The sequence below is a fragment of the Flavobacterium crocinum genome, assembly GCF_003122385.1.
In the GTDB taxonomy this organism is placed as follows: domain Bacteria; phylum Bacteroidota; class Bacteroidia; order Flavobacteriales; family Flavobacteriaceae; genus Flavobacterium; species Flavobacterium crocinum.
On the sequence record NZ_CP029255.1, the window covers coordinates 5500574 to 5526835 of the forward strand.

Sequence of the window (26262 nt, forward strand, 5' to 3'; positions counted from 1 at the left end):
CTTTACTTTATTTTAAAAATCAATTGTGGAAAATTACAAATTGGTTCATCCGTTTTTAATTTTGCCCCAATGAACATTTTATTTATCTGCTCTAATTCTTGTGGGATTAGATTTTTAAGTTCCCTTACATCACTAATTACATTTTCCCACGTTTCGAATGGTTTGTCACCGACAATTTTTTCAACTTCATTGACTATTTCTTCTAATTTTTTTTCATTGCCAAAACCTGCGTGAGGTGCAAAACCATTTTCATCATAATTTTTCTTCCAACCTTGTTTAGGGAAATAAGTCCATGAAAAAATCTCTCCTATCGCTTTTTCTGTTTTTTCCAGATTTATAATATGAAAATAATTACGTACAGATGTATATTCTAAATTACTAATTGATGAAAAACTTCCAGAAGAAAAAATTGGCAATCTATAACTCGTCTTTGTTGTATTATGATATCTTAAAAGAGGATCGTGCTTATGACCGTGTATTAGCAAATCAAATTTATTTTCGCCTAAAACGTTTAAAAATTCATCCGCATTTACAATTTTATCATATTCACCAAGTTCAAAACGAGAATGATCAATAGGATGGTGGTGTGTTAATGCTATTTTAATTTTATTATCGTCAACTTTTTCAAGGTATTCATTAATATAAATAAAAATTTCTTCATCTACTTTTCCCGATGATGAATTTGCCTTATTATGATGAAAATGACAACTATTTATAACTAAAACTCTATAATTTTCTCGTTCTACAAAAACGCACCCTTTTGACCAAAATGTCTCACACTCTTCATTTTTTTCAAGAGGAAAATTACGCTTAATTTTTTTAGCAATTTCAAAACTATATGAGGAATGATTATTAAAAGAATCAACATCGTGATTTCCAATAGTAGCGATTACTTCATCTGATTTTAATAAATCCTTTAATTCCAATACGTAGTTCCAACCTGATATAAAACCTTGTACATTTGACTTATCGGTTAAATCTCCAGGGCAAATAACCAAATCTACCGTTTCATCTTTTACAACGGGGATTAAACTTTCTATCGGATGATCACTTTTTCGTAAGAGATCAGTATATAAATATGTTGCATTAACTGCTCCATCTTTATTACCATATGGAATTTCTGGATGACAATGTAAATCACTAACAACTGCTATTCTAATTTTCCTTTCAATCATATTTGATTTCATAAATTAATTATGAATTAAAACTATTTCCTCTTCAATTTTATTAACAATTAAAAGTTCGCTCAAATGCTTACTTTTAGAATTATTATTAATAAATCTTTTAACTTTTACTCTATTTATATCATAATCACAGTATAGATCATCAAAAAAAGTATCTTCAGAACCTTCTACTTTAACATCAGAATTACTCAAAATCCAATAAGCTTTTTTATCCAATAATTTACAAAAATCACGTAAGCGTATTTGTTCTTTATCATTAAACTGACTATTTGAATAAGAATTAAAATTAGAAGTCTTATTTAATGGCTTGTAAGGCGGATCTAAATAAAAAAGTGTCTTGTCGTTAATGTAATTTATAGTACGTTGATAATCTCCTGAAAGAATTTTAACCTCTTTCAAAATTTTGCTTACTTGTGAAATATTATGAGAATCACAAATTTGTGGCTTTAGGTAACTCCCAATAGGAACATTAAATTCATTCTTTTTATTTACTCTATATAGTCCATTGAAACAAGTTCTGTTTAAAAAAATAAAAATTCCAGCTTGTTCTAAATCATTAGAATTTCTAGAATTAAACAATGCCCGTTTCTCATAATAGTAATTCTTTCTACCTTCATCATCAAATTCAAAAGAGTGAAACTCATTTTGGAGCACTTTCAAATATTCAATCAACTTTGTTGGTTTTTTTTTAATTACTTTATAAACATTTATTAAATCTGAATTTACATCATTAATAATTACATTTTTTATGTTTGGAAACTTATCTAAAATCCAAAACAAAACAGCTCCTCCTCCAACAAAAGGTTCTATATAAGTATCAAATTGAATATTAAAATCATATGGTAAAGATTTTTCAATATCCGTTAGTAACCGACTTTTTCCACCTGCCCATTTTAAAAATGGTTTTGCTTGCATATTATCTTATTTTTCTGCTAATATAACAATTAATAAATATTTAAATAATTGATCAAAAACCTTTACTAGCAAAACGTTGTTCCAAAACAAATCTATTTTTATTATACTTTATCTAAAGCATAATTTTCTAAAATCCCAGCATTTTTCTTAGTTTTCAAATGTATATAAACAAAAAGCCTTCAAACCAAGTACAAACCCCTGATTTAAAAGCCAACAAATAATCTTTATAATTAAGACTTAAATCCCAAAAAAGCTTTTAGAATTCCTCGTCGTTTCCTCCGCCACTTTAGCCAAAGAAATTCCTTTAAACTGTGCAATTGTTCCGGCAACATACGGCAGAAAAGCAGGTTCGCAACGGCGTTCGTGGTATTTCTTCAAGAGGCTGTTCGGGACATTTTTAGGAAGCATAAACGGCGCATCGGTTTCAATCATCATTCGGTCAAGCGGTACGTACTGAATGACTTCTTTTAAAGGACTGAAACGCCTGGCATCTGAAATCGCTCCCGTAAAACCCAGATAAAATCCGTTATCGAGATAGGTTTTGGCTTCTTGCAAGGTTCCCGTAAAACAATGTACAACGGCTTTTGGCAATTGCGGTAAATAATCTTTGGTACTATTCATAAAAGAATTGAAAGCGCTTCTTTCGTGCAAAAACAAAGGTTTCTGAACTTCAATCGCCAATTCTAATTGGGCTTTATAACATTCTTCCTGTTTGTTTCGGGGCGAAAAATCACGATCAAAATCGAGTCCGCATTCGCCAACGGAAACTACGTGTTTCAGTTCTAATAATTTCTTCAGTTTCGAAATACTCTGCGCATCGAAACTCTTCGCATCATGCGGATGTATTCCTGCCGTAGCGTACAACACGCCCGGATATTGTTTTGCGATTTCTAATGATGCTTCGCTGTTTCGCACGCTTGTTCCCGTTAGGATCATTTGCGATACATCGGCGTCGAGCGCGTCTTGTACGACATCGTCTATGTCGTTTTGGAATTGTTTGTTGGTTAGGTTGATTCCTATGTCTATGTAATTCATTTTTTTGTTTTTTGCCACGAAGGCACTAAGACACAAAGTTTTTTTATTCTTTGTGTTGGTTGTTATTTTTTTAAGTTGCTAAGGTTCTGAAAGGTTAAGATTCTAAGTCTTTTTCTCTTTGTTACCTTATTTTTTTTGTTACTTGGAATTTTAATTGTGTAAAACTTTGTTATTTATACGTTCGCAAAATTTTTTCAAATCTGTTTTTAAAATATCTCCTAGATAAATATTTTCAAAAAAACTATCACTAACATTGCATGGCACTGTCGAAAAGCCAATTTCAATTATATTCTTTTTAGGATAATCAAACTTGTCTATCAATAAATCCATAAAAAGTTTTTTGCCCTGAGGACTCCAAACAGAAACAAATTCAATAATTTCGGCAAAATACCACTCTATTACCTGATCACTAAAGCCTGCATTTTTCCAGCCATTTGCTTCAAGAGCATTTATTAATGTTACTATTCTTTTATCATCTATCAACATCATTTCATCATTTTTTATAAATAATCTGTGAACATCTGCTTAAATCTTTTTAAATCTGCGTGACAAAATCTTTAACCACAAAGTTTGTCATCCTGAGGAACGAAGGATCACATCCAATATTCCTCAAAGATAATCGCCAATCTTAGTAGAGTTTCTAGTGTGATCGTTCTTCAAGGTGACATAAAATTGAACGTAAATTTTTCTATAAAAAACCAACTATTTTCCCTTGCTAAACTACCGCGACTTATTGGTTGCGTAGGAAGGATTTGAACCTTCGTCTTTTGGATTTCTTAAACCTTTGAACCTTTGCCTCTCTCAACCTTTGAGCCTAATTAAAAACTAAAAATCTCCGTAATAAACTTGAAAACAAGGCAATTTCAAATCATTTCTCCAGGTATCAACCACTTGATTTCTATCATCTAAAACAAATTCTACAAAGTATTTATCTTTGATCGATTCGTTATAGATTTCGGTTTTAATGATTGAATCTTTTCGGCTGTCTTTGGTTTTACGCATGATCAGGTCGTCGTATTCGATTTCGTGTTTTTCAAGGAAACGCAAGGTTGGTTCTTTGTATCGGTCTTCTCTTCCCGAAACTAAAAGTATTTGATATCCTAATTTTTTGTAATTTCTCAACACATTTGCCACCGGATTGTTGAGTTCATCTTCATCACATTTGCTGGCATCAAACGGATTTCTTCCGTTCATTAGCGCAAGCGTTCCATCAAGATCACAGATAATTGCTTTTGGCAAATCTGGGTTTTGGGCGCAATATTCAGGAGAATCTTTAAAAAACTGACGGTGCATTTTTCTAATTACTTTTTCTCCAACTGGTTTTTCTCTTAAAGCATCTCTTTCGATACAAACCGCAACATCCGTATTTACTTCCATAACTTCAACCTCAACTTTTTGATTGAATTTTGTGTTGTATTCCTGAACCAATTGCGAAACACGTCTAAGATTAGTTTCAGACAAATTGGTATCATCGATTACAATGTTTTTTCCTTCTTCTAAAGATTTTACGATTAATAAATCGCGAACTTTTTTAACGAATTTTTCATTGCTTTGAGACGTAATACCGTTATCAAACATCGCGCGCAAATCGTCTCTGTTGATTCTTTTATAATTTTCCGGATTTTCTGCAACTATTTTTTTAGCCAAAGTCGATTTTCCACTTCCCGGCAATCCTTTCATTAAAATTACTTTTCTCATTTTATTCTTCTTCCTTATTAAATGGTCTTTCAAATTTTGGGCGAATCATTTTCCAGATAATCGCTGGGTAATCTTTGCCATTCAGCATTGCAAACAAGACTCCTTTATAATTACAAGTCTGAAAATACAAAGCGGTTTCTTTTCTGGATTCTAAAACTCTGAAATCCAATTTGCATTGCTCTTCAATTTCTTTAAATTCTTTTTCCAAATCGGCTTTTGTCTGCTTAACCCAGCTGAAAAATTCATCAGGAACACGCTCCAGAATTTCTTCCATTGATTGGTTTGTTTTTAAATATTCCCAGATATTCAAATTCGAAACCTGAGTAATGATTCGGTGCAAACGAAGGTATTCGTCGAACTTGATTTTTACACGGAAGTTGTTTGCATATTTGATAATGAAACCTTCTTTGTTGGCCAATTCCATTTCTTTTAAAGCCTCAATATCTTTAATTCCGTGGTATTTTTCAACAACAGGAAAACCAATATCTTCCAACGGAAATTCTTCTCCTGAATTGGTATCAATAATGGCTAGCAAAACCAACTCTTCTGATGCTCCGTAATCTAAAACAATACGGTTTTCAGGATAAATAATCTCGAACAAATAGGTTTTATTTTTATCCAAAAGTGACCATGAATCTTTATATTTTCCGTGCAACATTTCATTAGCCTTATCTGACTGTTCACTGGTAAAAGAGCCTCTGCTGGCTATAAAAGGAACATTTTCTATCCAATATAAAATACCTAACGAGCCGTCCATTTTATCATAAACTTCAAAAGCTGATTCAGGAAGAACCTGATTTTCCATTTCGCCTAAGTTGAAAAACTTTGGAAAAGGTCTTGCGATTACATTTCCTTTTTCATCCAAAATCAAACCTCTGCAAGCCAATGTTACTTCATTCCAGATTCTCTCAAATTGGGCATTTTGGGTATAATTGTAAATGTACAAATCGTGTTCAGGGTGTTTGTTTACCCTTACATAATTTGCAGAAATCATTTCTTTTAAAAGCGTTGTATTCATTAGTTCTTTTCTTTGAACAAAGATTCAAAAGTCACTGCGCAGTTATTTTGCGTAGCTAAAATCATTTTTGTCTTCATATTTATATTCGGACATGTTTTTCATATTTAAACTTCTTGTTTTCAGCAATTCAATGAAATATAAAAGTTCTTTTTGTAAATCGTTTAAATTGACGTTTTCTTCCCTGAAAAGATATTTTCGCAAATCAGGAAAATGTTCTGCAATTTGATTTTTGGTGTACAATTCTTTTCCTTTATGAAGTGCTATACATTGCCCTAACTGAAAAGCGATTGACTTTATAATATCATTATTATTTTTTCCTTTTCCGAAAGAAACAATTTTAGTTAAATCCAGATTTTCCAGAGCCTGAATTCTTTCCTGCAGATTTCCGTTTAACGCTTTTTTTACCAAAACACGGTACTCGGTTTTGCTTACAAAAGACAAAATTATTCGGGTGCTTCTTAAAAATTTCAAATTGACATCACGCACCAAAAGTTTTGTAATTTGATTTTCCTTGTTTTGTTTATGAAAATCATAGGTATAAAACAAAGCATTATTTAATTCATCTGTTGTTCCTTTGTACACCTCAGTTAAATGTCCGTTTTTACAAACGGCTAGATTGGTATTCAGTTCTTTTTCCGGAAAAAATGAAGTGATTGATTGACTTAATTCTTTTGATAAAGCCAGTTTTTCTACTACCGTGTTTGGCATTTCTTCAATAAAGAAAACCAAATCGGCATCGAGCGAATTTTCAGATCCGAATATTTGATAAATTGGTGGTTTCATTTTTAAAACTTTTCGTTTAGCATATCGATGCATTCATCATTACAACTCAGAAAACCATTTACCGATTGAAACTCTCCAAAATTGCTAATCAGTTTTAGCCAATAATGAACATATTGTTGTAAAATTTCTTTTTCTTTTACAGTGATTGTTTTTATATAAATAAAAGCTTCCAAATCACTAAAATGGCTAACAAATTTCTTTTTAGTATATATTTCTATATCCCTTTCAATTAGTGCAATATTTTGTCCTATGTAAAAAGCAATGATTTTCCAAATATCAATATCATCAGTATTCTTTTGATTAAATTCTGAAATAGAAACAAAATCTATATTCCCGAGAGCTTTCAGTTTTAAATTAAAATCATGAATTCCTTTTAAGATTGGTCGAATCTGAGTTCTGTACTCAGTTCTTGTCAGCATAGTCAAAACGGTACGTACAGCTTTATAAATAGCTAATGTTTTATTTCTGATATGTTTTTCTTTTACCAGCAATTCATGATTTTGTTCATGTAGAGAATACGTTTCCAACAATGCATTATTAAGCGAATCAATCCATGATTTTGTATAAATAGTATCTGAAATTTTTCCATTTTCAATCACAGCTAATGTTGCATTCCAATTCAGATCATACTCTTTCAAAAGTGCCAATACTTTATTTTTTCTGTCCTCCTGTTTTCCAGGCATGTCTTCTTTTGAAATAATAATAATTACATCCTGATCTGTAGAATCATCAGAACCATAGAAATAATAAGGATATGGCAAATTAGGTTTCATTATAAATTATTTTTAATTGATAATGTAAAGGTTATGATCTGGTACGCAGTTATTTTGCGTAGATTTTTTTTCTCCTTTTTTGTCATCCTGAGGAACGAAGGATCACATCCAGTATTCCGCAAAGAGAATTGTCAATCTTTGTCGAGTTTCTTGTGTGATCCTTCGTTCCTCAGGATGACAAACAGTGCGTTTAATAAAAAACTTTGCGCCTTTGCGAGATTAAATTCACCAATCTTTGCGGAGACGCACAGCAGTGCGCCTCTACAAAACCTTTGTCACTTTGTTACTATGAACCTTTGCAACTTAATCCACCAATAATTGCGTCACCACTGCTGGATTCATCGCCCATTGCGCTGTATAAACCTCATCGGCAATTTCATTTTCGGTGATTGTCAAACCTTGAGCTTCCGCTTTAAGCTGTAACAAATTACCAATATTCAATTTGCTGTTTAGTTTTGACAACAACGCCTGAATTCCTTTGAAATCCAAACCACCAACAACCTGACCTCCGAAAGTCATCTCCAACCAAACGATTTCTCTTTTGGCTACATCCAACACTCCAAAAACCAAACCTTTAGCAACATTCTGCGTCACACGAACCTGATGATCTACACACGACGGATCGTAGGCAACACCTGTTTTCTCTGAAATTTTCATCGGGTGTTTGCTGTTCATCCAACCTACTATTAAATTTGGCGTAATACTTCCGTTGCTGTACGCGTTGCAGGTAAAAGTTACAAATTTAGCTTTGGCTTTCGCCAATTCGTCGATGTTGATGTTGATATATTCGGCTGTTCCAATTTGATTCGGAATGCTTCGGATATCTCCACTATGCTGACAACCTGTTGTGGTTAATCGGCTGAAAGAACAAATATCGGCTTTATCCTCATAAGCGATATGACAGCTTAAATCCATATCTAAATGTTGCGCTGGCAAATCTTTACCCCATTGCATAAACAATCGCACTTCGTTACCTTCAATTGGGAAACGTGTTCCCATTAAAGCAACTGGCAAATCTTGAACTGTTTCACTTCGATCTCCTATAGAAACCGGAATATTAAACAATTGCGGATCGATATAGATAGTTTTGTTGGTGTTCGCAATTTTTGCAAATCGTTTTTTCATGGCCAAAAGACACAATTCTTCGATTTGATTTTTCATTGCTTCCAACTGCACATCAGCATACAACTTCAATAAAGCGTTGGCTTCAATTCGTTTGTTTGTTCCACCCAAAGGTTTCACACTTCTCTGCATGTTTTTATCAAAATAATTTTGAGCATACATATTCAAAGTAAACACCAATCGAGCCGGAACTTTATCGATGATTTCTTCAAAATGAGCAATAGTTTCCTCTGCTCCAAACCATAACATATTGGAGAATAACGAACGAGCAAATAATCCTGGACGTTGTTTCAATAATCCAAATGTTTTATCGGCATCAAATTTCAATCTTGACGAATCTACTTTGCTTTGCCAAACATCGTACACTTGGTTGTAGAATACATCCATTAAAAAGTTCAATTTTTCGAACCCTTTTCTTTTACTGTATTCTGCCAAACGCAACGCTCGGATAAAACGAACCCACATTCCTCTTTTTGGATGCATGGTTTCGCACATGGCTTCAACGTCCATATCCATATTGTTCAGCCAGTTTGCTACCATTAAACATTCTTTTCGGGAATATTTAAGCTTTAAATCTTTTTGAGATGAAATTCTCGCCTGAACGCTTGTATCTAAAACATTATGGAAATGCTGTGCATTTTTTGTTGTTCTTTTGATAATCGTTTTTGGTTCGATAATTTGAAGCATTCCTGTGTTTTTATACCACAAGTATCGTAAAATATCGGTTGGTGTTTTTAAAAACTGAGACGCTTGGTCTTCTTTACCGTTTTCGATCAAAAGATCAATTACCAGCATTAAAGTTTCCTTCATTGCTACTTCGGTTTTTGGTAAAGGCAAATAGTGCATCGCCATTTTTAAACTATCTATCTGAGTAGCGTCTAAAGCGGTTTTAGATTGCAATAATGATATATAAAAATCATTTAAATCTTTTTCTGTCCACAATTCAAGCACTTTCAGTTTGCTTCCTTGTCCGATATTTTCCAGTTTTCCAAATTCAAACGGAGTTCCGCAGAATGGGCAACCGTTGTATCTTTCTAATGGAAAAGTATTATCTGGGATAATATGTCCGCATTGTAATTTAGTTCCGTTTTTAGTCTGAAAAATGTTTCCGAAAAACGTTATGATATGATCTACAACAGATTCATTGGTTGGAATATTCCATTCTTTTACCAATGGTGTCCAGTTTTTATCTGTTCCTAAAACTTCTCTTAGAACTTCTAAAACCTCGATTTTATATTTTGGGTTTACGTTGTTTAAAGCATGAAGCAAAGATTCAGAAAATGTAAATCCAAGTTTTGAAACATTGGCTAACAAAACGGATGTTGTTCCGGATAAATTTTTAACATCATTCGTAATCATTTCTGATGGAATGAAAATAGCATTTTGACGTAAACTGATTTTTAATAATTCTTTTGTTTTCATTTTTTTAATTTTTAAAATTTAGATAATGGTGCTTCTGAGTTCTACCTAAAAGATTTTTGAAGTAAGAAACACTTGACCTGAAATTTGAGTGTAATGAATTAGCTGATTCAAATTGGAAGTTTGCGGGTTTCCCCAAGAAGTAAGCTAATTTTGACCCTCGTTTTTTTATTAATGATGATTTTAAAACTATGTTCGGATTCGAACCGAAAGTAGCCGTTGTCTGAAGTAAGTTTTAATTGACCATTAATTGTGGAGCAGGTGGGATTCGAACCCACGACACGGACATTAAAAGTGTAAGAAGTAAATTTTGATTGACCTTTGATTGATAATTTCAAAACTACCTGCTCTACCACTGAGCTACTGCCCCAATTATGATTATAAAATAAAAAGGTAATCGTATAAGTGTGTACATTGGAAAGTGTTTTCGAAGTAACTCAAACTTGACCTGTTTTATTTTTTTCTATTTCTATGAACGTTTGTTTTTATTTCTAAACAAAGATTTCTAAACTAGTGCGCAGTTATTTTGCGTAGTAAAATTTTTGTTTCATTTTTTAGAAATACTATTTGTTTTATTTCCTGAACAAAGATTTCAAAACCACTACGCAATTATTTTGCGCAGTAAAAAAAGAATTTTAAATTTGAGTAAAATATTAATTTGAAAAAAACGCGTAAGTCCCAGAGGGACGGTATATTTATAGCTATTTTTTATGAACGTTTGAAGAGCCCCCAGCGGGGTGACATATTTATATTGTTGAACATAAAAGCCGAATGTGTCGCTCCACTGGAGCTTTTTTAACTGTCATATATAAATTGCTATAAATATTTCGCTCTTCCAGAGCTTTCTACTGTGCCCAATTCAATTTCTATAAATATTGGCTCCGCTAAAGCTTTTCAAATATTAAATAAAAAACAAGATGAATTTAAAGCAAATTTATTCTCATTTACTTTCGAATATTGGCTTTTCAGCAAATGAAATTCAGCAAAACTGGTTGGATTTAGAAAAGGCATATTCCAAAAAATCAAGGCATTATCACAATCTCACACATTTAAAAGAAATGATTGAAAGTTTTGAACTCTATCGAGACAAACTTCAAAATCCAAACGAAATATTATTTTCTATTTTTTATCATGATTTTGTTTATTCGGCTTCAAAAAAAGATAATGAATCCAAAAGTGCTAAGTATGCTTTGTCAATTTTACCTGAAAATAGCAATCTAAATAAACAATTAGTTTTTGATGCAATCTGCGCAACGCAACAGCATCAGCAAAATGCAATTGAAGATATTAATTGGTTAATTGATTTTGATTTGAAAATCCTCACTAAAGATTGGGATGATTACAAAATCTATTTCGAACAAATTCGGAAAGAATATCGCATTTATCCTGATTTTCTATACAAACCTGGACGCGCAAAAGCGTTGAAGCATTTTTTGGAAAATGAGTTTATTTTTAAGACTGATGCGTTTAGAGGTTTGTATGAAGAGAAAGCGAGAGCGAATATTGAAAAAGAAATAGAGTTATTAAGCTAAAAATTGAATCTCGCAAAGTCGCAGAGTCGCAAAGTTTTTATTTAAAGTATTAATTAAACGCCCAGTTTGTCATCCTGAGGAACGAAGGATCACACAAGAAACTCTACAAAGATTGGCGATTCTCTTTGAGGAATATTGGATGTGATCCTTCGTTCCTCAGGATGACAAAAAAATAGCAAATCATTTTAATCGTTTTAATCTGTGGCATAAAAAATAAAGTCTTAGCGTCCTCGTGCCTTTGTGGCAAAACAACAGAAAAATGTCACAAAACAAAAACGCCTTAATACGCTACAAAACGATTGACAAATGCCTTCAGAATAAATACCGGCAATGGACACTCGAAGATTTAATCGAAGAATGTTCTGAAGCTCTATTTGAATATGAAGGACGACAGAACCCAATCAGCAAACGAACGATTCAGATGGATATTCAGCTGATGCGAAGTGAAAAACTCGGTTATAATGCGCCAATCGTAGTTTACGACAAAAAGTATTATAAATATGAAGACGAAGATTTTTCGATAACCGATATTCCACTGACGGAAACCGATATGAATGTTTTGACCGAAACGGTTTCGATGTTGAAACAATTTAAGGATTTCTCTTTATTTAATGATGTTTCGGATATTCTACAACGATTAGAGGACAAAATCTATTCAGAAAAGTCCAATACCAATCCTGTAATCTATCTCGATAAAAATGAAAAACTAAAAGGTTTACATTATCTGGACGAAATATATCAGGCGATTATCAAAAAAATAGTTCTGGTTATTACCTATAAATCTTTTAAATCAAAAGACGAAAGTAAATTCCATTTTCATCCGTTTATATTGAAGGAATTCAACAACCGCTGGTTTTTGATCGGGAAGAAAAAAGCCTCACAGCCTATAACCAATTTGGCTTTGGACAGAATCATTTCTATTGATTACGATTTTAATCATCCTTATTTAGAAGAAGATTTTGATGCCGATGATTATTATAAGGATGTAATTGGCGTAACAGTGAATTCAGGATTAAACGCAAGACGTATTGAAATATGGGTTGATGCTTCGAATGCTCCTTATGTACTCACAAAACCTTTGCATACTTCTCAGCGATTAATAAAGGAAAATGAAGACGGGAGCGTTATTATACATATATATGTAATCCCAAATTATGAAATGGAAAGGCTTTTATTAGGTTTTGGAAGCTGTTTGGAGATTTTAAGACCAGAAAGTCTGAGAAATCGTATGAAAAAGACCCTTCAGAATGCTATTTCGCGCTACGATTCTGACGAACGAATTGAAAAAAACGCATAATTTTTTATATAATAAGGAATTTAATGCTTTTTAAAAACCAAAAAGAGATTTTTACTGCATTAAAAATGTTAAAATTTAAAAAAAGAATAGTATATTACACTTAAAATAAACAACCAAAACCCTCTAAATCAGGGATATTTTATAACTAACCAAAAAATTATTAAAAAATTATATGCATGCATAGTATTTTTTAATTATATTTGAAATCGATATAGTTACCTATGAAAGACAAAACGATAGATTATATTTTAAGAGCGACATGGCAGGCTGTTTCAAGAATGTATAATGAAGAGGCCGCTAAATATGATGCAACAATGGCAACGGGATTTGCTCTTTTAAGTATGGACAAAGAAGAAGGAACACCATCGACCGCTTTAGGCCCTAGAATGGGCATGGAAGCAACCAGCTTAACAAGAACACTTAAATCTATGGAAGAAAAAGGTTTAATAGTTCGCAAAAAAAACCCAAGTGACGGCCGAGGTGTTTTGATCTACCTTACTGAGTTTGGAAAAGAAAAAAGAGATTTATCTAAAAATACAGTTTTGAAGTTTAACGAAACCGTTAGAAAACATGTTTCAGAAGAAAAGCTGAATCATTTTATCGAAGTTTCTGAAATCATCAACGAACTGATTCACGATAAAAACATATTTAATCAAACAGAAAACACAGAAAAAGAATAGTCTTAAAAAAACATTCTTTTTCTCCTACAAACAAATAATAACAAGTATGAAACGCACAATTAAAAAAGTTGCTGTAATTGGATCCGGAATTATGGGTTCAGGTATAGCTTGTCATTTTGCTAACATTGGTGTGGAAGTTTTACTTCTGGACATTGTACCGCGTGAACTGACCGAAGCTGAAGCTAAAAAAGGATTAACACTTGAAAGTAAAGCCGTTCGCAACCGTGTGGTAAACGAACATTTGGCGAATTCATTAAAATCGAATCCATCTCCTATTTACAGCCAAAAATTCGCAAACCGAATCACGACTGGAAATACGACTGATGATATGGCAAAAATTGCCAATGTTGACTGGATTATTGAGGTTGTAGTGGAACGTTTGGATATCAAAAAATTGGTTTTTGAACAAATCGAGAAATTCCGTAAACCGGGAACTTTGGTTACTTCTAATACTTCTGGTATTCCAATTCATTTTATGAGTGAAGGAAGAAGCGAAGATTTCCAACAGCACTTCTGCGGAACTCACTTTTTTAACCCTGCGCGTTACTTAAAATTATTTGAAATTATTCCTGGTCCAAAAACTTCTACTGAAGTATTGGATTTCTTAAACGAATATGGATCTAAATTCTTAGGAAAAACTTCGGTTGTTGCTAAAGATACTCCAGCGTTTATTGGAAACAGAATTGGTATTTACGGAATCCAAAGTTTATTCCATTTAGTGAAAGAAATGGGATTAACAATTGAAGAAGTTGATAAATTGACTGGTCCAGTAATTGGTCGTCCAAAATCGGCTACTTTCCGTACGGTTGACGTTGTTGGATTGGATACTTTGGTACACGTTGCTAACGGTATTTACGAAAACTGCCCTAACGACGAACAACACGAATTGTTCAAACTTCCTGATTTCATCAATAAAATGATGGAAAATAATTGGTTAGGAAGCAAAACTGGACAAGGTTTTTACAAAAAAGTAGATAAAGATATTCTTTCTTTAGACTTAGATACATTAGAATACCGCACTGCGAAAAAAGCAAATTTTGCTACTCTTGAACTAACAAAAACTATTGATAAACCAATCAATCGTTTTAAAGTTTTAGTAAAAGGAACAGACAAAGCGGGAGAATTCTACCGTAAGAGTTTCGCTGGAATGTTTGCTTATGTGTCAAACAGAATTCCTGAAATCTCAGACGAATTATACAAAATTGACGATGCCATGAAAGCTGGTTTTGGATGGGAAAATGGTCCATTCGAAATCTGGGATGCTATTGGTGTTGCCAAAGGAATTGAAATCATGAAAGCGGAAGGTTTAGCGCCTGCTGCATGGGTTACTGAAATGCTGGCTTCTGGAAGCGAAAGTTTCTACTCTGTAAAAGAAGGAGCAACTTATTTCTATAACATTCCAACAAAATCACAAGTTAAAGTTCCTGGACAAGATTCATTCATTATTCTAAACAACATCCGCGAAAGCAAAAAAGTTTGGAGTAATAGTGGTGCAATCATTCAGGATTTAGGAGACGGAATCTTAAACTTAGAATTCCAATCTAAAATGAATACAATTGGTGGTGACGTTCTTACTGCAATCAATAAGGCAATCGACTTATCTGAAAAAGAATATCAAGGTTTAGTTATTGGTAACCAAGCAGCGAATTTCTCTGTTGGTGCTAATATCGGAATGATTTTCATGATGGCAGTTGAGCAGGAATACGACGAATTGAACATGGCGATTAAATTGTTCCAAGACACCATGATGCGTGTTCGTTACTCTTCTATTCCAGTTGTAGTAGCGCCTCACGGAATGACTTTTGGTGGTGGATGCGAAATGAGCTTACACGCTGATAAAGTAGTTGCTGCTGCAGAAACGTACATGGGATTAGTTGAATTTGGTGTTGGAGTTATCCCTGGCGGAGGTGGATCTAAAGAAATGGCTTTAAGAGCATCCGATTTATTCCGCAAAAATGATGTGGAATTGAACGTTCTTCAAGAATATTTCTTGACAATCGCTATGGCTAAAGTTTCGACTTCTGGTTATGAAGCTTTTGATACTGGACTTCTTCAACACGGAAAAGATGTTATCGTAGTAAACAAAGATCGTCAGATTGCTGAAGCTAAAAAACATGCATTGTTAATGGCTGAAGCTGGTTATACACAGCCAATCAGAAGAACTGATGTTAAAGTATTAGGAAAACAAGCTTTAGGTATGTTCTTAGTTGGAACAGATCAAATGGAAGCTGGAAAATACATTTCTGAGCACGATAAGAAAATCGCTAACAAACTGGCTTACGTAATGGCTGGTGGTGATTTATCTGAAGCTACTTTAGTATCTGAACAATATTTATTAGATATCGAACGTGAAGCTTTCTTATCTCTTTGTACGGAACGTAAGACTTTAGAGAGAATTCAATATATGTTAACTAAAGGAAAACCGCTTCGTAACTAGATTGTATATTGTAAAATGTATACTGTATTTACAGTCTTCATCTGTCAATACTTGATATATTTTACATTATTACAAGATATAAGTAATACACTATAAAAGTAAAAGATGAATTATTTTAAAGAATTGAAAGTTTGGCAAAAGGCAATTGAACTTGTGACTAATACCTACTTAAAATCTCAAACATTTCCAAAGGAAGAGATTTATGGTTTGACCTCACAAATAAGGAGATGCGCAGTTTCTATTCCATCAAATATTGCTGAAGGTTGCGGACGAAAATCTCCTAAGGATTTTAATAACTTTTTGGGAATTTCATTAGGATCTGCTTTTGAGTTTGAAACACAGCTGATTATTTGTAAAAATATTGGTTACATGGAACAAGAAGTTTTTAATTTTTTAGAATCTGAAATCCAACACATACAGAACATGCTCATTAAGCTTCAAGCTTCTTTAGATACAAAATAAACATTTTACAAATTACAGTATACAAAAATACGATATACAATATACAAAATACACTCATTTATGAAAACAGCATATATAGTAAAAGCATATAGAACAGCAGTTGGAAAAGCTCCAAAAGGTGTTTTTAGATTTAAAAGACCTGATGAATTAGCTGCAGAAACGATCCAATTTATGATGGACGAACTGCCTAATTTTGATAAAAAACGTATCGATGACGTTATGGTAGGAAATGCCATGCCGGAAGCAGAACAAGGTCTTAACGTTGGACGTTTGATCTCTTTAATGGGATTGAAAGTTGAAGATGTTCCTGGTGTTACAGTAAATCGTTACTGTGCATCTGGATTAGAAACTATCGGAATGGCGACTGCTAAAATCCAATCAGGAATGGCAGATTGTATCATTGCAGGTGGTGCAGAAAGTATGAGTTACATTCCGATGGGAGGTTACAAACCAACTCCGGATTATAAAGTTGCTGCTGCAGGTCACGAAGATTACTACTGGGGAATGGGTTTAACTGCTGAAGCGGTGGCTAATCAATACAAAATCTCTAGAGAAGATCAGGATGAGTTTGCTTACAACTCTCACATGAAAGCATTAAAAGCACAAGCAGAAGGAAAATTCGATAAACAAATCGTTCCAATTACTGTTGAGCAGACTTTCATCAATGAAAACGGCAAAAAAGAAACAAAATCATACGTTGTAAATAAAGACGAAGGACCAAGAGCAGGAACTTCTAAAGAAGCTTTAGCAGGTTTAAGACCAGTTTTCGCTGCGGACGGAAGTGTAACAGCAGGTAACTCTTCTCAAATGAGCGACGGTGCAGCATTCGTTTTAATTATGAGCGAAGAAATGGTAAAAGAATTAAACCTTGAACCAATTGCACGTTTGGTAAATTTTGCTTCATCTGGTGTTGAGCCAAGAATTATGGGTATCGGACCGGTAAAAGCAATTCCGAAAGCCTTGAAACAAGCAGGATTAACATTAAACGATATTGAGCTAATTGAATTAAACGAGGCTTTTGCTTCACAAGCTTTAGCAGTAACTCGCGAATTAAACATTAACCCAGAAATCGTAAACGTAAATGGTGGAGCAATTTCTTTAGGTCATCCTCTGGGATGTACAGGAGCTAAACTTTCTGTTCAGTTATTCGATGAGATGAAACGCAGAGGTAATAAGTACGGAATCGTTTCAATGTGTGTGGGAACTGGGCAAGGAAGCGCTGGTATTTACGAGGTGTTATAAGGAAGTATAAACAATGTTTGTCATTCTGAGGAACGAAGAATCACACTAGCATTTCCACAAAGTAACCATCTAGTTTGTCATTCCGAGGAACGAGGAATCTCCACGACAATTATCCTCAAAGTTTGTCAATCGTTGTGGAGCTACTTGTGGAGATTTCTCCTTCGTCGAAATGACAAGATTGAGCACAAATAAAAAATAAAAAAAACATAATCATGGCAGATACAATCGAAAAAAACGTGACACGTGGTGGTCAGTTTTTAGTTAAAGAAACAAAATGCGAGGACATCTTCACACCAGAAGATTTCTCTGAAGAGCAGTTAATGATGCGTGACTCTGTAAAAGAGTTCGTTGACAAAGAATTATGGGCGCATAAAGATCGTTTTGAGAAAAAAGATTACGCTTACACAGAATCATCTATGCGTAAAGCTGGTGAACTTGGACTTTTAGGAGTTGCAGTTCCTGAAGAATACGGTGGATTAGGAATGGGATTTGTTTCTACAATGTTGGTTTGCGACTACATTTCTGGAGCAACAGGTTCATTCTCTACTGCTTTTGGTGCTCACACAGGAATTGGAACTATGCCAATTACACTTTACGGATCTGAAGAACAAAAGAAAAAATACGTTCCGTTATTAGCTTCTGGAGAATGGTTTGGTGCTTATTGCTTAACGGAACCAGGCGCAGGATCTGATGCTAATTCAGGAAAAACTAAAGCGGTTTTATCTGAAGATGGAAAACACTACTCTATTACAGGTCAAAAAATGTGGATTTCGAATGCAGGTTTCTGCAGTGTTTTCATCGTTTTTGCTCGTATTGGAGATGATAAAAACATTACAGGTTTCATCGTAGAAAACGATCCAGCAAACGGAATTTCTATGAATGAAGAAGAGCATAAATTAGGAATCCGTGCTTCTTCTACTCGTCAGGTTTTCTTCAACGAAACAAAAGTTCCGGTTGAAAACATGTTATCTGAAAGAGGAAACGGTTTCAAAATCGCAATGAATGCCTTAAACGTTGGTCGTATTAAATTGGCTGCCGCTTGTTTAGATGCTCAAAGAAGAGTTACTTCTGGAGCTGTAAAATATGCTAACGAAAGAATTCAGTTCAATACTTCAATTTCATCTTTTGGCGCTATCCGTTCTAAATTAGCTGAAATGGCTACTAATGCTTACGCTGGAGAAAGTGCTTCTTACCGTGCTGCAAAAGATATCGAAGACAGAATCGCTGCTCGTGAAGCAGAAGGAACAAGTCACCAGGAAGCAGAATTGAAAGGTGTTGAAGAATATGCTATCGAGTGTTCTATCCTGAAAGTAGCGGTTTCTGAAGACGTTCAAAACTGTTCTGATGAAGGAATTCAGGTTTTTGGTGGAATGGGATTCTCTGAAGATACTCCAATGGAAAGTGCCTGGAGAGATGCTCGTATCGCTCGTATTTACGAAGGAACAAACGAAATTAACAGAATGCTTTCTGTAGGTATGTTGATCAAAAAAGCAATGAAAGGTCACGTTGATTTACTTGGACCAGCAATGAAAGTTCAGGAAGAATTAATGGGAATTCCATCTTTTGATACACCGGATTTCTCTGAATTATTCTCAGAAGAAAAAGTAATCGTGGCTAACCTGAAAAAAGTGTTCTTAATGGTTGCCGGAAGTGCTGTTCAAAAATATGGTCCTGAATTAGATTCTCACCAGCAATTATTAATGGCTGCTGCCGATATCCTAATCGAAATCTACATGGCTGAAAGTACTATTTTGAGAACTGAAAAATTAGCAAAAGCCCAAGGCGAAGATAAAGTTCAGGAGCAAATTGCTATGGCAAAATTATATTTATACAAAGCAGTTGATATTGTAAACTTAAGAGGAAAAGAAGGAATTGCTTCTTTCTCTGAAGGTGACGAACAACGTATGATGTTAATGGGACTAAAACGTTTCACTAAATATACTAATCTGCCAAATGTTGTGGCATTGAGAGAAAAAATTGCAGAAAAATTAGTTGCAGAAAATTCATACTGCTTCTAAATTCAAAATAGTTTTTAGCTTTTTAATTTGTTTAAACCCGCGCAAGTCCGAAACTGCGCGGGTTTATTTTTTATTTTTTCTAAAAGTAAAAGGATAAATCGACGCAATATTTTTGCAACTATTTGCAAAATTTTCGTTAAAATTGATTTTTTGATTCTTCTAAAGGATTAAATATTGAGTCTATTGCTGTATATTTAGCATTCCAAAAACGCTAAAAACAAAAAAATGAAACGAATTACCTTTATTACATTAGCATTAATGTGCATTAGCATCTCCAATAGTTTTGCACAGAAAAATAAAAAAATGGATATTATTGCCTATTACACAGGCGATTCTCAACTTATTGACCAATATGAAGTTGGAAAACTAAATCAAATTATCTTTAGTTTCTGTCATTTAAAAGATGGAAAACTAACTGTCGATTCTCCAAAAGATTCTATTACAATTAAACATTTAGTTTCGCTAAAAGCTAAAAATCCACAATTAAAAATCATAGTATCACTAGGTGGTTGGGGCGGATGCGAACCTTGTTCAGCTGCTTTTTCTACTGCTGAAGGACGCCTAAAATTTGCAAAATCGGTGAAAACTTTAAGTGATTCTTATAAAGTAGACGGTTTGGATTTGGATTGGGAATATCCTGCTATTGAAGGACTTCCTGGTCATTTATATCAGGCAGTTGACAAACCTAACTTTACTGAGTTAGTTAAAATTTTACGTACCACATTAGGTAAAAAATACGAATTGAGTTTTGCTGCTGGTGGTTTCCAAAAATATTTGGACGAATCTATTGATTGGAAAGCGGTTACTCCATTAGTAAATCGTATCAATATTATGAGCTACGATTTGGTAAACGGATATTCTCAGGTTACTGGACATCATACTCCATTGTACAGTACAAATCCAAACGAAGAATCTACAGACCGTACTGTAGAGTTTTTATTAAAACAAGGCGTTCCTGCAGAAAAATTAGTAATTGGCGGTGCTTTTTATACCAGACAATGGATCAATGTTGAAAACATCAACAACGGATTATATCAGGCTGGAAAACACGTTGAAGGTATTAATTTTAAAGATTATGCTAAAACTTACACAGAAGCAAATGGCTGGAAATATTTCTGGGATGACAAAGCTAAAGCACCTTATTGGTACAATGCTTCAACAAAAACTTTTGCTACTTCAGATGATTTAAAATCTATTAAAGCAAAAGCAGAATATGTAAAAGCTAAAAAATTAGGTGGAATCATGTTTTGGGAACTTACTTTAGACAGTTTCCGCGACGGAATGGTAAATGAAATTTACAAAGTGAAAACAGCAAAATAATCCACTTAAGAACATAAAAAAGGCAGTTGCATTACAAACAACTGCCTTTTCTGTTTTTTATAAATAGTAAAGTTCTATTGCACTTTTGATTTGTCTAATTCTCCAATAAACGGAATAGCCTCCAATATTTCACTACGAATAATAGTTTGCAGATAAACTTCCAACTGAATAAATTTTGCAGCATTAATTGATCCAATTGCTTTTTTAGCTTTTGAATAGGTTTTACAGTAAAGCTTTTCGTAAGCAATATGATTTTTTAAAGTTCCTTTGGCCAATTCATCTGCTTTAGCATCAGTAAGTGTTTCATAATTGGCAGCATAATCATTGATTAATTGAAATTTCGTCTGCCCCAGTGCTTTTCGCTGTGTTTCATAGTCATCATAAACTTTAGCAAAAGCTGCTGATTGCACATCCGATAGATTCATGTACTGCTTTACCAATTCACTTTTAGATTTTCCGTAAACACTTTGTAAAACATCTACATCTTCTTTAAAAGAAGATTGTGCATAAGATGAAAATGAGGCAACGGCCATAATAAGAATAAGACTTAATTTTTTCATAGTTCTAATTTTTAATTTGTTTTTAAAAACAATATGCATTACTCAAATATACTGATTTTTAACACATTAAAACTTATCAAACTAAAAAAATGAATATTGATAAGCCAGAGATAAGGCGTAATAATTCAGTCCGTTATTGGTGTAAGCTCCAACATGATATTGCAATCTAAGTGACTGACCTTTTGCAATAGGTGTAGAAAATGTTCCTCCTACTCTCCAGTTATCAATCTGACTATCATCAGCAACACCATCAGTTATCGTTTTTCCTCCAAAAAACCAATTTGTATTAAACCCAACCCACATCTGATTTTTAAAATAATAGCTTGCATGTGCCTGAAGACTGTAAGTGGATTTCTGTTCCAGCTTTTTCCCCATAAAATCATTATTATCCGTATAAAACCAAATCCCTGCATACGCTTCTGCATACAAATGTGTAAATCGTTTTGAAACGCCAATTTCCGGTTTAAATCCCCAACGATTAGTACCTATATTTACTTGTTTATCTGCGTAATATTTTCCAGTTGGTACAGATGTTACCAAACTGACTCCCAAGATTGTTTTCTGCTCAAAATTTCTAAATTCCGATTTATCTAGTGCCGGTGACCCCAAAAGGTTAATTCCGAATCTGATTTTCATATCTGCAAAACCCGTTCGCGAGCCAGTCAAAACATCTCCGTTTGTTCTGGTTTGAGAACCATCCATAAACGTATACGGTAGTGTAAGCTGAACGCGGGCCAGTTTATTGGACAGACCAAAAGTCCTGATATAATTTAAAGCTAAATTATGACTATGAAGTGTAAAATCGGTAATGGGTAAAGAAGGATCAGTTAGTACATTTCCATTCATAAAAAGATATCCTAATGAAGCAACATTAAGATGCTTAGGGACATTTGCGTAAACTCTGGGTTCTAAATCCTGGGCATAAAATGAAAAAACTCCAAAAAAGAAAAACAAAAGAGTCTGTCTTTTTTTTTCCGGCAACCAATAGATTCTTTTGATCATAAAATAAAAGAATTTGAGGCGGTTTTGTACTATTTGAGTTATTTTTTATCTGATGTTTTAGGCGCACTTACCAGTCCGTCATAAGAAATTGGCGCTCTGTTATTACTATTTACATTGAGCGTAGCTGATCCGTTAGAGAAAATAGTAAAAAACAAGTCATAAACATCATTTTTTCCCCGAACTGTAGCCTTTAGAATAGTGCTTTTCTTTTTATTTTCAATCTTAATATTTTCTGGTTTTCCTTCAAATTTAATTCCGCCATCGCTATTATATCCCACATTATATCCACGCCCAAAAAAAGGAAGATCACAAGTTGTATTTTCGGTATCAAATTTTAAAAAATAGGTATTGTAGTCTAGCTGAATTAATCTTCCTCCTTGTGGTGTCACTTTTTGTGCTTCAAAAACGAATTTTTTAGTTTCTAAAAGCGTTTGTATTTCTTTCTGCTTTTGAAGTTCTTTTTCTTGTTTAACCTCTTTTTTTGTTTTTTCCTGAGCGTTCATTGATACACTTAAAACAAAAAACAAGAACAAAATAGATAGTTTCGTTTTCATCTTACTATTTTTTAGTGAAACGCATCATTGCAATATCTCCCGAAATAAAATTTAAAGTCTTACCGTCATCTGTAATATCGTAGGACGTTATTTTCTGAAGGGTTTTCATATAGGTTGTTTCGCCCTGACCGCTATCCAGACACATCATTTTGGTAACTGCCATTGGTTGCGTAAAATCGATTTTGTTTCCGTTTACAACCAGTTTTCCTGTATAAGAATTACAGCTGTTATTTCCGGAAACCTGATTTTCCTTTGTATCAAAATTTATTGTTGGCTTTTTATTTGGATACAAACCATCAAAAGTAATTCGGGGACCTGTAATATAGTTCAGTTCCCAAGTTCCGTCAAGTTGAGAAACGGAGTCCGTTTTTTTGCTTTTAGAAGCAGTACAGGAAAGCAATATTGAACTAAAAAAAACGAGAGTAAGAATCTTTTTCATCATAACTTTAAATATTAAATATGAACGAATTAGAGAATTTTGATTTCTAAAAAAAAACATTGAAACCATAACGAATTTAAGCAATATTTTTCGGTTTTGTGCTCAATCGATATTAAATTATAACGTATAGTTTGACTTTTTTTTAACTTTTAGAGTTAAAGTATTCCGTTATTTTATGTTAAATTTACTTAATCTTTAATTAAAAATGCCCGTAAATATGAAAAAACTAATCGTTTCTTTCGCTATAATTACAGCTTTAATCATTGGCTGTAAGACAAATAACAAATCAAATGACGCTAAAACTTTGACAGTTGCTTTAGAACCAAAAAGCAATAGTAAAGTGGGTGGAACCGCTGTTTTTACAGAAAAAAATGGCAAAGTTACTTTTACTGCAAAAATTTCAGGACTTGAGCCGGGAGTTCATGCCATTCACATTCATGAAAAAGCAGATTGTAGTTCAGCCGATGGAAGTTCAGCCGGAGGACACTGGAATCCTACTTTCAAAAAACATGGAAAATGGGGAGTTGGTGAATACCACAAAGGTGATATAGGAAACTTTACTGCAGATGCAAAAGGTAATGGTTCTATCACATTAACAACTGATGAATGGTGTATTGGATGCGGAGATGCCAACAAAGACGTTCTTGGAAAAGGCTTAATTGTACACGCAGGAACAGATGACTTTACAACCCAACCAACCGGAAATGCCGGCGGAAGAGTTGCCTGTGCAGGAATCATCAAATAAGAAAAATCATAAATAACCACTATTTTTAACAAAATCTAGTGGTTATTTCATTTTAAATGAATTCTAAAACAAGAAAAAGACATAGCTTTGCATCAGCAAAATTAAGTCAATGATTAACCCATCAGCACACGGCTGGATAGATAAGTTTTTTAGCGAACAGAAGTTTTCAGAAACCATTCCTTTTGAAACTGTAGAATCGTTTTACTACAAAGTAAGAGAAACGGGATTTATTTATGGTCATATTATTGCCATTGATTCGCAAGTTCCGATTCCGATAAAAGGCTGGTTTAAAACCGAAATTTCTAAAGTTGCCTTACTTAATACTCTTTATCACGTTTTTTGTTTAGAGAAAAGAAATTCGGAACCAACACATTTTATTTCAGAAGTTTTAAAGTTTTACAAACAGATGAATCCGGAAGGATTTAACCTGTTCAAAATTTTATTGCCAAAAGACACTCCTTCTCTATCTTTAGAAACCATTATTGACCAGAGAGTTCAGACCAATGATAGCATTATCAGTAAAAACTTTTCTCATCTGGTAACTAATGCTTTACTGTTTATCGATGTTTTGGCATTTAGACAATATTTAGAACATGGTGAAATTCCGGAAAAATATCTAAAACGTATTGAAGAAACGGTTTTAGGAATTGTTGGTTTGGCTTTAAAAACCAAAACGGTAAAATCACAACATGATGATTTATTGATTAAACTTTTTGAAGCATCCATCCGATATTCAAAATTTTCAAAAGTAACCGTAGAAACTTTAGAAACTTTGAATCTGGATTACTTTAAAAACAGACTGGAACAATATTACCTAATTGATATGGCCGGAATGGCTTTATGGAGTGATGGAGTTGTTGAAAATGAAGAAGCTTACTTCTTGTATTCTTTAGGAACAACAATGGGAATTCCTGATGATTTTGTAACCAAAAGCATGGATACAACCAATACTTTTATTACAACTCACAAAAAGAAGATTCCATACTTCAATTATTCTAATCCTGTTAAACATTTCTACGATCAGATGACACACAGTGTTGTAAAACTGATTACCAGAAATAAAAACAGATTAATTCGGGAAATTATGCAGAGTAAAGAACTTGTAGTCTTACTTGCTTACTCTACCACAAGGGATTTGGATGCTAAAGAAAAGAAGAAAGTCAAAAAACAGCTTTTGGATATTTGTAAAACCATTCCGTCCCTGACTATATTTTTACTTCCGGGAGGAAGTTTATTACTACCGATATTAATCAAGTTTATTCCAACAATGCTTCCTTCAGCATTTAATGAGAATCTTGACGAAAACGAATAAAAAAAATCGCCCTTATGAGGCGATTTCTTTTTTATATCTATTAAAGATCTAATTGATAAACCGAATCCAGTTCTTCGTTTGAACTAATGGTTACATTCAAATCAGTTACAAAACCTGAATTTAAACCGTAAACCCAACCGTGAACCATTAAATCTTGTCCGTTTTTCCAAGCATTTTGAACAATTGATGTTTTGGCTAAGTTATAAACCTGCTCTTTTGCATTGATTTCAACAAAAGCATTAAAACGCTCTTCCTCGTTCTCAATTGAATTTAAGTATTTATCATGTAAACGATATTCATCTTTAATATGACGAAGCCAGTTGTCAATAATTCCAACAGACTGATGTCCCATTGCAGCTTTAACACCACCGCATCCGTAATGTCCGCACACGATAATATGTTTAATTTTTAAAACATTTACAGCATAATCCAAAACACTCAACATGTTCATATCAGAGTGAACAACCATGTTAGCAATGTTACGGTGAACGAAAACTTCTCCTGGTTTTGCACCAACAATTTCGTTTGCAGGAACACGGCTGTCAGAACATCCAATCCATAATAATGGAGGTTGTTGTCCTTTTGCCAAATCAGCAAAATAATTAGGATCTTTTGCCAATGAAGTTTCAACCCACTTTTTATTATTTTCTAATAACTGCTCATAAAATTTTCTCATTTTTTTCTTTTTTGTGTGGTAATTTCTAAGTTATAATAG

24 protein-coding genes and 1 tRNA gene are annotated in these 26262 nt (G+C 33.6%); 10 read left to right on the forward strand and 15 right to left on the reverse strand.

The features are described from left to right. Positions 1-2: 2 nt before the first annotated feature. The 10 genes from HYN56_RS23255 to HYN56_RS25135 form a co-directional block, all read right to left on the reverse strand. Positions 3-1187 (reverse strand): metallophosphoesterase family protein, encoded by a 1185-nt coding sequence (locus HYN56_RS23255; RefSeq protein WP_109194387.1) that lies wholly within the window; start codon positions 1185-1187, stop codon positions 3-5. A gap of 3 nt (positions 1188-1190) precedes the next feature. Beyond that, positions 1191-2099, reverse strand: coding sequence for a DNA adenine methylase (locus HYN56_RS23260; protein WP_109194388.1), 909 nt, complete (start codon positions 2097-2099; stop codon positions 1191-1193). 237 nt (positions 2100-2336) lie between these two features. Next, positions 2337-3134 carry a TatD family hydrolase gene (locus HYN56_RS23265; RefSeq protein ID WP_109194910.1) on the reverse strand — a complete coding sequence of 266 codons (798 nt, stop codon included), beginning with the start codon at positions 3132-3134 and terminating at the stop codon, positions 2337-2339. Positions 3135-3284: 150 nt separating this feature from the next. Continuing rightward, entirely contained in the window at positions 3285-3620 is a 336-nt protein-coding gene (locus tag HYN56_RS23270; RefSeq protein WP_109194389.1) for a hypothetical protein, read from the reverse strand. A 339-nt stretch (positions 3621-3959) separates the two neighbouring features. Beyond that, on the reverse strand, positions 3960-4832 hold the full coding sequence (locus HYN56_RS23275) for a phosphatase domain-containing protein (protein WP_109194390.1): 873 nt from the start codon (positions 4830-4832) through the stop codon (positions 3960-3962). 1 nt (position 4833) lies between these two features. After that, on the reverse strand, positions 4834-5850 hold the full coding sequence (locus HYN56_RS23280) for an RNA ligase (RefSeq protein WP_109194391.1): 1017 nt from the start codon (positions 5848-5850) through the stop codon (positions 4834-4836). 42 nt (positions 5851-5892) lie between these two features. Further along, on the reverse strand, positions 5893-6633 hold the full coding sequence (locus HYN56_RS23285) for a hypothetical protein (protein ID WP_146194633.1): 741 nt from the start codon (positions 6631-6633) through the stop codon (positions 5893-5895). A 2-nt stretch (positions 6634-6635) separates the two neighbouring features. Continuing rightward, positions 6636-7406, reverse strand: coding sequence for a hypothetical protein (locus HYN56_RS23290; protein ID WP_109194393.1), 771 nt, complete (start codon positions 7404-7406; stop codon positions 6636-6638). A gap of 303 nt (positions 7407-7709) precedes the next feature. Next, entirely contained in the window at positions 7710-9950 is a 2241-nt protein-coding gene (locus HYN56_RS23295; protein ID WP_109194394.1) for a hypothetical protein, read from the reverse strand. A 250-nt stretch (positions 9951-10200) separates the two neighbouring features. After that, positions 10201-10317 (reverse strand) — tRNA-OTHER (locus tag HYN56_RS25135). Positions 10318-10864: 547 nt separating this feature from the next. On the opposite strand from HYN56_RS25135, the gene HYN56_RS23300 reads away from it, so the two are divergent. The 8 genes from HYN56_RS23300 to HYN56_RS23335 all read left to right on the forward strand — a co-directional run bounded on the left by HYN56_RS23300 (position 10865) and on the right by HYN56_RS23335 (position 20935). Continuing rightward, positions 10865-11479: an HD domain-containing protein gene (locus HYN56_RS23300; RefSeq protein WP_109194395.1), complete on the forward strand. Its 615-nt coding sequence runs from the start codon at positions 10865-10867 to the stop codon at positions 11477-11479. A gap of 259 nt (positions 11480-11738) precedes the next feature. Then, on the forward strand, positions 11739-12776 hold the full coding sequence (locus HYN56_RS23305) for a helix-turn-helix transcriptional regulator (protein WP_109194396.1): 1038 nt from the start codon (positions 11739-11741) through the stop codon (positions 12774-12776). A 221-nt stretch (positions 12777-12997) separates the two neighbouring features. Further along, positions 12998-13456 carry a MarR family winged helix-turn-helix transcriptional regulator gene (locus tag HYN56_RS23310; RefSeq protein ID WP_073416662.1) on the forward strand — a complete coding sequence of 153 codons (459 nt, stop codon included), beginning with the start codon at positions 12998-13000 and terminating at the stop codon, positions 13454-13456. 46 nt (positions 13457-13502) lie between these two features. Continuing rightward, complete coding sequence (locus HYN56_RS23315) at positions 13503-15893, forward strand: 3-hydroxyacyl-CoA dehydrogenase/enoyl-CoA hydratase family protein (protein WP_109194397.1); 2391 nt, start codon at positions 13503-13505, stop codon at positions 15891-15893. A 105-nt stretch (positions 15894-15998) separates the two neighbouring features. Beyond that, positions 15999-16355, forward strand: a complete 357-nt coding sequence (locus tag HYN56_RS23320) for a four helix bundle protein (protein WP_109194398.1) — start codon at positions 15999-16001, stop codon at positions 16353-16355. A gap of 60 nt (positions 16356-16415) precedes the next feature. Next, entirely contained in the window at positions 16416-17597 is a 1182-nt protein-coding gene (locus HYN56_RS23325; protein ID WP_109194399.1) for a thiolase family protein, read from the forward strand. Positions 17598-17809: 212 nt separating this feature from the next. Then, positions 17810-19615, forward strand: coding sequence for an acyl-CoA dehydrogenase family protein (locus HYN56_RS23330; RefSeq protein ID WP_109194400.1), 1806 nt, complete (start codon positions 17810-17812; stop codon positions 19613-19615). A gap of 225 nt (positions 19616-19840) precedes the next feature. After that, entirely contained in the window at positions 19841-20935 is a 1095-nt protein-coding gene (locus HYN56_RS23335) for a glycoside hydrolase family 18 protein (RefSeq protein ID WP_240622622.1), read from the forward strand. Between the two features lie 74 nt (positions 20936-21009). Here HYN56_RS23335 and HYN56_RS23340 read toward each other — a convergent pair whose 3' ends face one another. The 4 genes from HYN56_RS23340 to HYN56_RS23355 form a co-directional block, all read right to left on the reverse strand. After that, positions 21010-21495 (reverse strand): hypothetical protein, encoded by a 486-nt coding sequence (locus HYN56_RS23340; protein WP_109194912.1) that lies wholly within the window; start codon positions 21493-21495, stop codon positions 21010-21012. A gap of 81 nt (positions 21496-21576) precedes the next feature. Next, entirely contained in the window at positions 21577-22497 is a 921-nt protein-coding gene (locus HYN56_RS23345; RefSeq protein ID WP_109194401.1) for a transporter, read from the reverse strand. A 38-nt stretch (positions 22498-22535) separates the two neighbouring features. Beyond that, on the reverse strand, positions 22536-23051 hold the full coding sequence (locus HYN56_RS23350; RefSeq protein ID WP_109194402.1) for a DUF4251 domain-containing protein: 516 nt from the start codon (positions 23049-23051) through the stop codon (positions 22536-22538). Between the two features lie 4 nt (positions 23052-23055). Continuing rightward, positions 23056-23493, reverse strand: coding sequence for an META domain-containing protein (locus HYN56_RS23355; RefSeq protein WP_109194913.1), 438 nt, complete (start codon positions 23491-23493; stop codon positions 23056-23058). 214 nt (positions 23494-23707) lie between these two features. On the opposite strand from HYN56_RS23355, the gene HYN56_RS23360 reads away from it, so the two are divergent. Both HYN56_RS23360 and HYN56_RS23365 read left to right on the forward strand, forming a co-directional pair. After that, positions 23708-24235 carry a superoxide dismutase family protein gene (locus HYN56_RS23360; RefSeq protein ID WP_091491826.1) on the forward strand — a complete coding sequence of 176 codons (528 nt, stop codon included), beginning with the start codon at positions 23708-23710 and terminating at the stop codon, positions 24233-24235. Positions 24236-24344: 109 nt separating this feature from the next. Further along, on the forward strand, positions 24345-25547 hold the full coding sequence (locus tag HYN56_RS23365; protein WP_109194403.1) for an LETM1-related biofilm-associated protein: 1203 nt from the start codon (positions 24345-24347) through the stop codon (positions 25545-25547). A 40-nt stretch (positions 25548-25587) separates the two neighbouring features. On the opposite strand, the gene can is transcribed toward HYN56_RS23365, so the two are convergent. Next, a complete protein-coding gene (gene can / locus HYN56_RS23370) occupies positions 25588-26223 on the reverse strand; it encodes a carbonate dehydratase (protein WP_109194404.1) in 636 nt (211 codons plus the stop codon). Between the last annotated feature and the right edge of the window lie 39 nt (positions 26224-26262).

Excerpts from the sequence above, each read along its gene's own strand:
- HYN56_RS23300 (WP_109194395.1), top strand. The coding sequence starts at position 10,865 with ATGAATTTAAAGCAAATTTATTCTCATTTACTTTCGAATATTGGCTTT.
- HYN56_RS23265 (WP_109194910.1), bottom strand. The coding sequence starts at position 3,134 with ATGAATTACATAGACATAGGAATCAACCTAACCAACAAACAATTCCAA.
- can (WP_109194404.1), bottom strand. The coding sequence starts at position 26,223 with ATGAGAAAATTTTATGAGCAGTTATTAGAAAATAATAAAAAGTGGGTT.
- HYN56_RS23360 (WP_091491826.1), top strand. The coding sequence starts at position 23,708 with ATGAAAAAACTAATCGTTTCTTTCGCTATAATTACAGCTTTAATCATT.
- HYN56_RS23325 (WP_109194399.1), top strand. The coding sequence starts at position 16,416 with ATGAAAACAGCATATATAGTAAAAGCATATAGAACAGCAGTTGGAAAA.
- HYN56_RS23355 (WP_109194913.1), bottom strand. The coding sequence starts at position 23,493 with ATGATGAAAAAGATTCTTACTCTCGTTTTTTTTAGTTCAATATTGCTT.
- HYN56_RS23350 (WP_109194402.1), bottom strand. The coding sequence starts at position 23,051 with ATGAAAACGAAACTATCTATTTTGTTCTTGTTTTTTGTTTTAAGTGTA.
- HYN56_RS23305 (WP_109194396.1), top strand. The coding sequence starts at position 11,739 with ATGTCACAAAACAAAAACGCCTTAATACGCTACAAAACGATTGACAAA.
- HYN56_RS23270 (WP_109194389.1), bottom strand. The coding sequence starts at position 3,620 with ATGTTGATAGATGATAAAAGAATAGTAACATTAATAAATGCTCTTGAA.
- HYN56_RS23365 (WP_109194403.1), top strand. The coding sequence starts at position 24,345 with ATGATTAACCCATCAGCACACGGCTGGATAGATAAGTTTTTTAGCGAA.
- HYN56_RS23285 (WP_146194633.1), bottom strand. The coding sequence starts at position 6,633 with ATGAAACCACCAATTTATCAAATATTCGGATCTGAAAATTCGCTCGAT.
- HYN56_RS23280 (WP_109194391.1), bottom strand. The coding sequence starts at position 5,850 with ATGAATACAACGCTTTTAAAAGAAATGATTTCTGCAAATTATGTAAGG.
- HYN56_RS23340 (WP_109194912.1), bottom strand. The coding sequence starts at position 21,495 with ATGAAAAAATTAAGTCTTATTCTTATTATGGCCGTTGCCTCATTTTCA.
- HYN56_RS23295 (WP_109194394.1), bottom strand. The coding sequence starts at position 9,950 with ATGAAAACAAAAGAATTATTAAAAATCAGTTTACGTCAAAATGCTATT.
- HYN56_RS23320 (WP_109194398.1), top strand. The coding sequence starts at position 15,999 with ATGAATTATTTTAAAGAATTGAAAGTTTGGCAAAAGGCAATTGAACTT.
- HYN56_RS23330 (WP_109194400.1), top strand. The coding sequence starts at position 17,810 with ATGGCAGATACAATCGAAAAAAACGTGACACGTGGTGGTCAGTTTTTA.
- HYN56_RS23260 (WP_109194388.1), bottom strand. The coding sequence starts at position 2,099 with ATGCAAGCAAAACCATTTTTAAAATGGGCAGGTGGAAAAAGTCGGTTA.
- HYN56_RS23255 (WP_109194387.1), bottom strand. The coding sequence starts at position 1,187 with ATGAAATCAAATATGATTGAAAGGAAAATTAGAATAGCAGTTGTTAGT.
- HYN56_RS23290 (WP_109194393.1), bottom strand. The coding sequence starts at position 7,406 with ATGAAACCTAATTTGCCATATCCTTATTATTTCTATGGTTCTGATGAT.
- HYN56_RS23275 (WP_109194390.1), bottom strand. The coding sequence starts at position 4,832 with ATGAGAAAAGTAATTTTAATGAAAGGATTGCCGGGAAGTGGAAAATCG.
- HYN56_RS23335 (WP_240622622.1), top strand. The coding sequence starts at position 19,841 with ATGAAACGAATTACCTTTATTACATTAGCATTAATGTGCATTAGCATC.
- HYN56_RS23310 (WP_073416662.1), top strand. The coding sequence starts at position 12,998 with ATGAAAGACAAAACGATAGATTATATTTTAAGAGCGACATGGCAGGCT.
- HYN56_RS23345 (WP_109194401.1), bottom strand. The coding sequence starts at position 22,497 with ATGATCAAAAGAATCTATTGGTTGCCGGAAAAAAAAAGACAGACTCTT.
- HYN56_RS23315 (WP_109194397.1), top strand. The coding sequence starts at position 13,503 with ATGAAACGCACAATTAAAAAAGTTGCTGTAATTGGATCCGGAATTATG.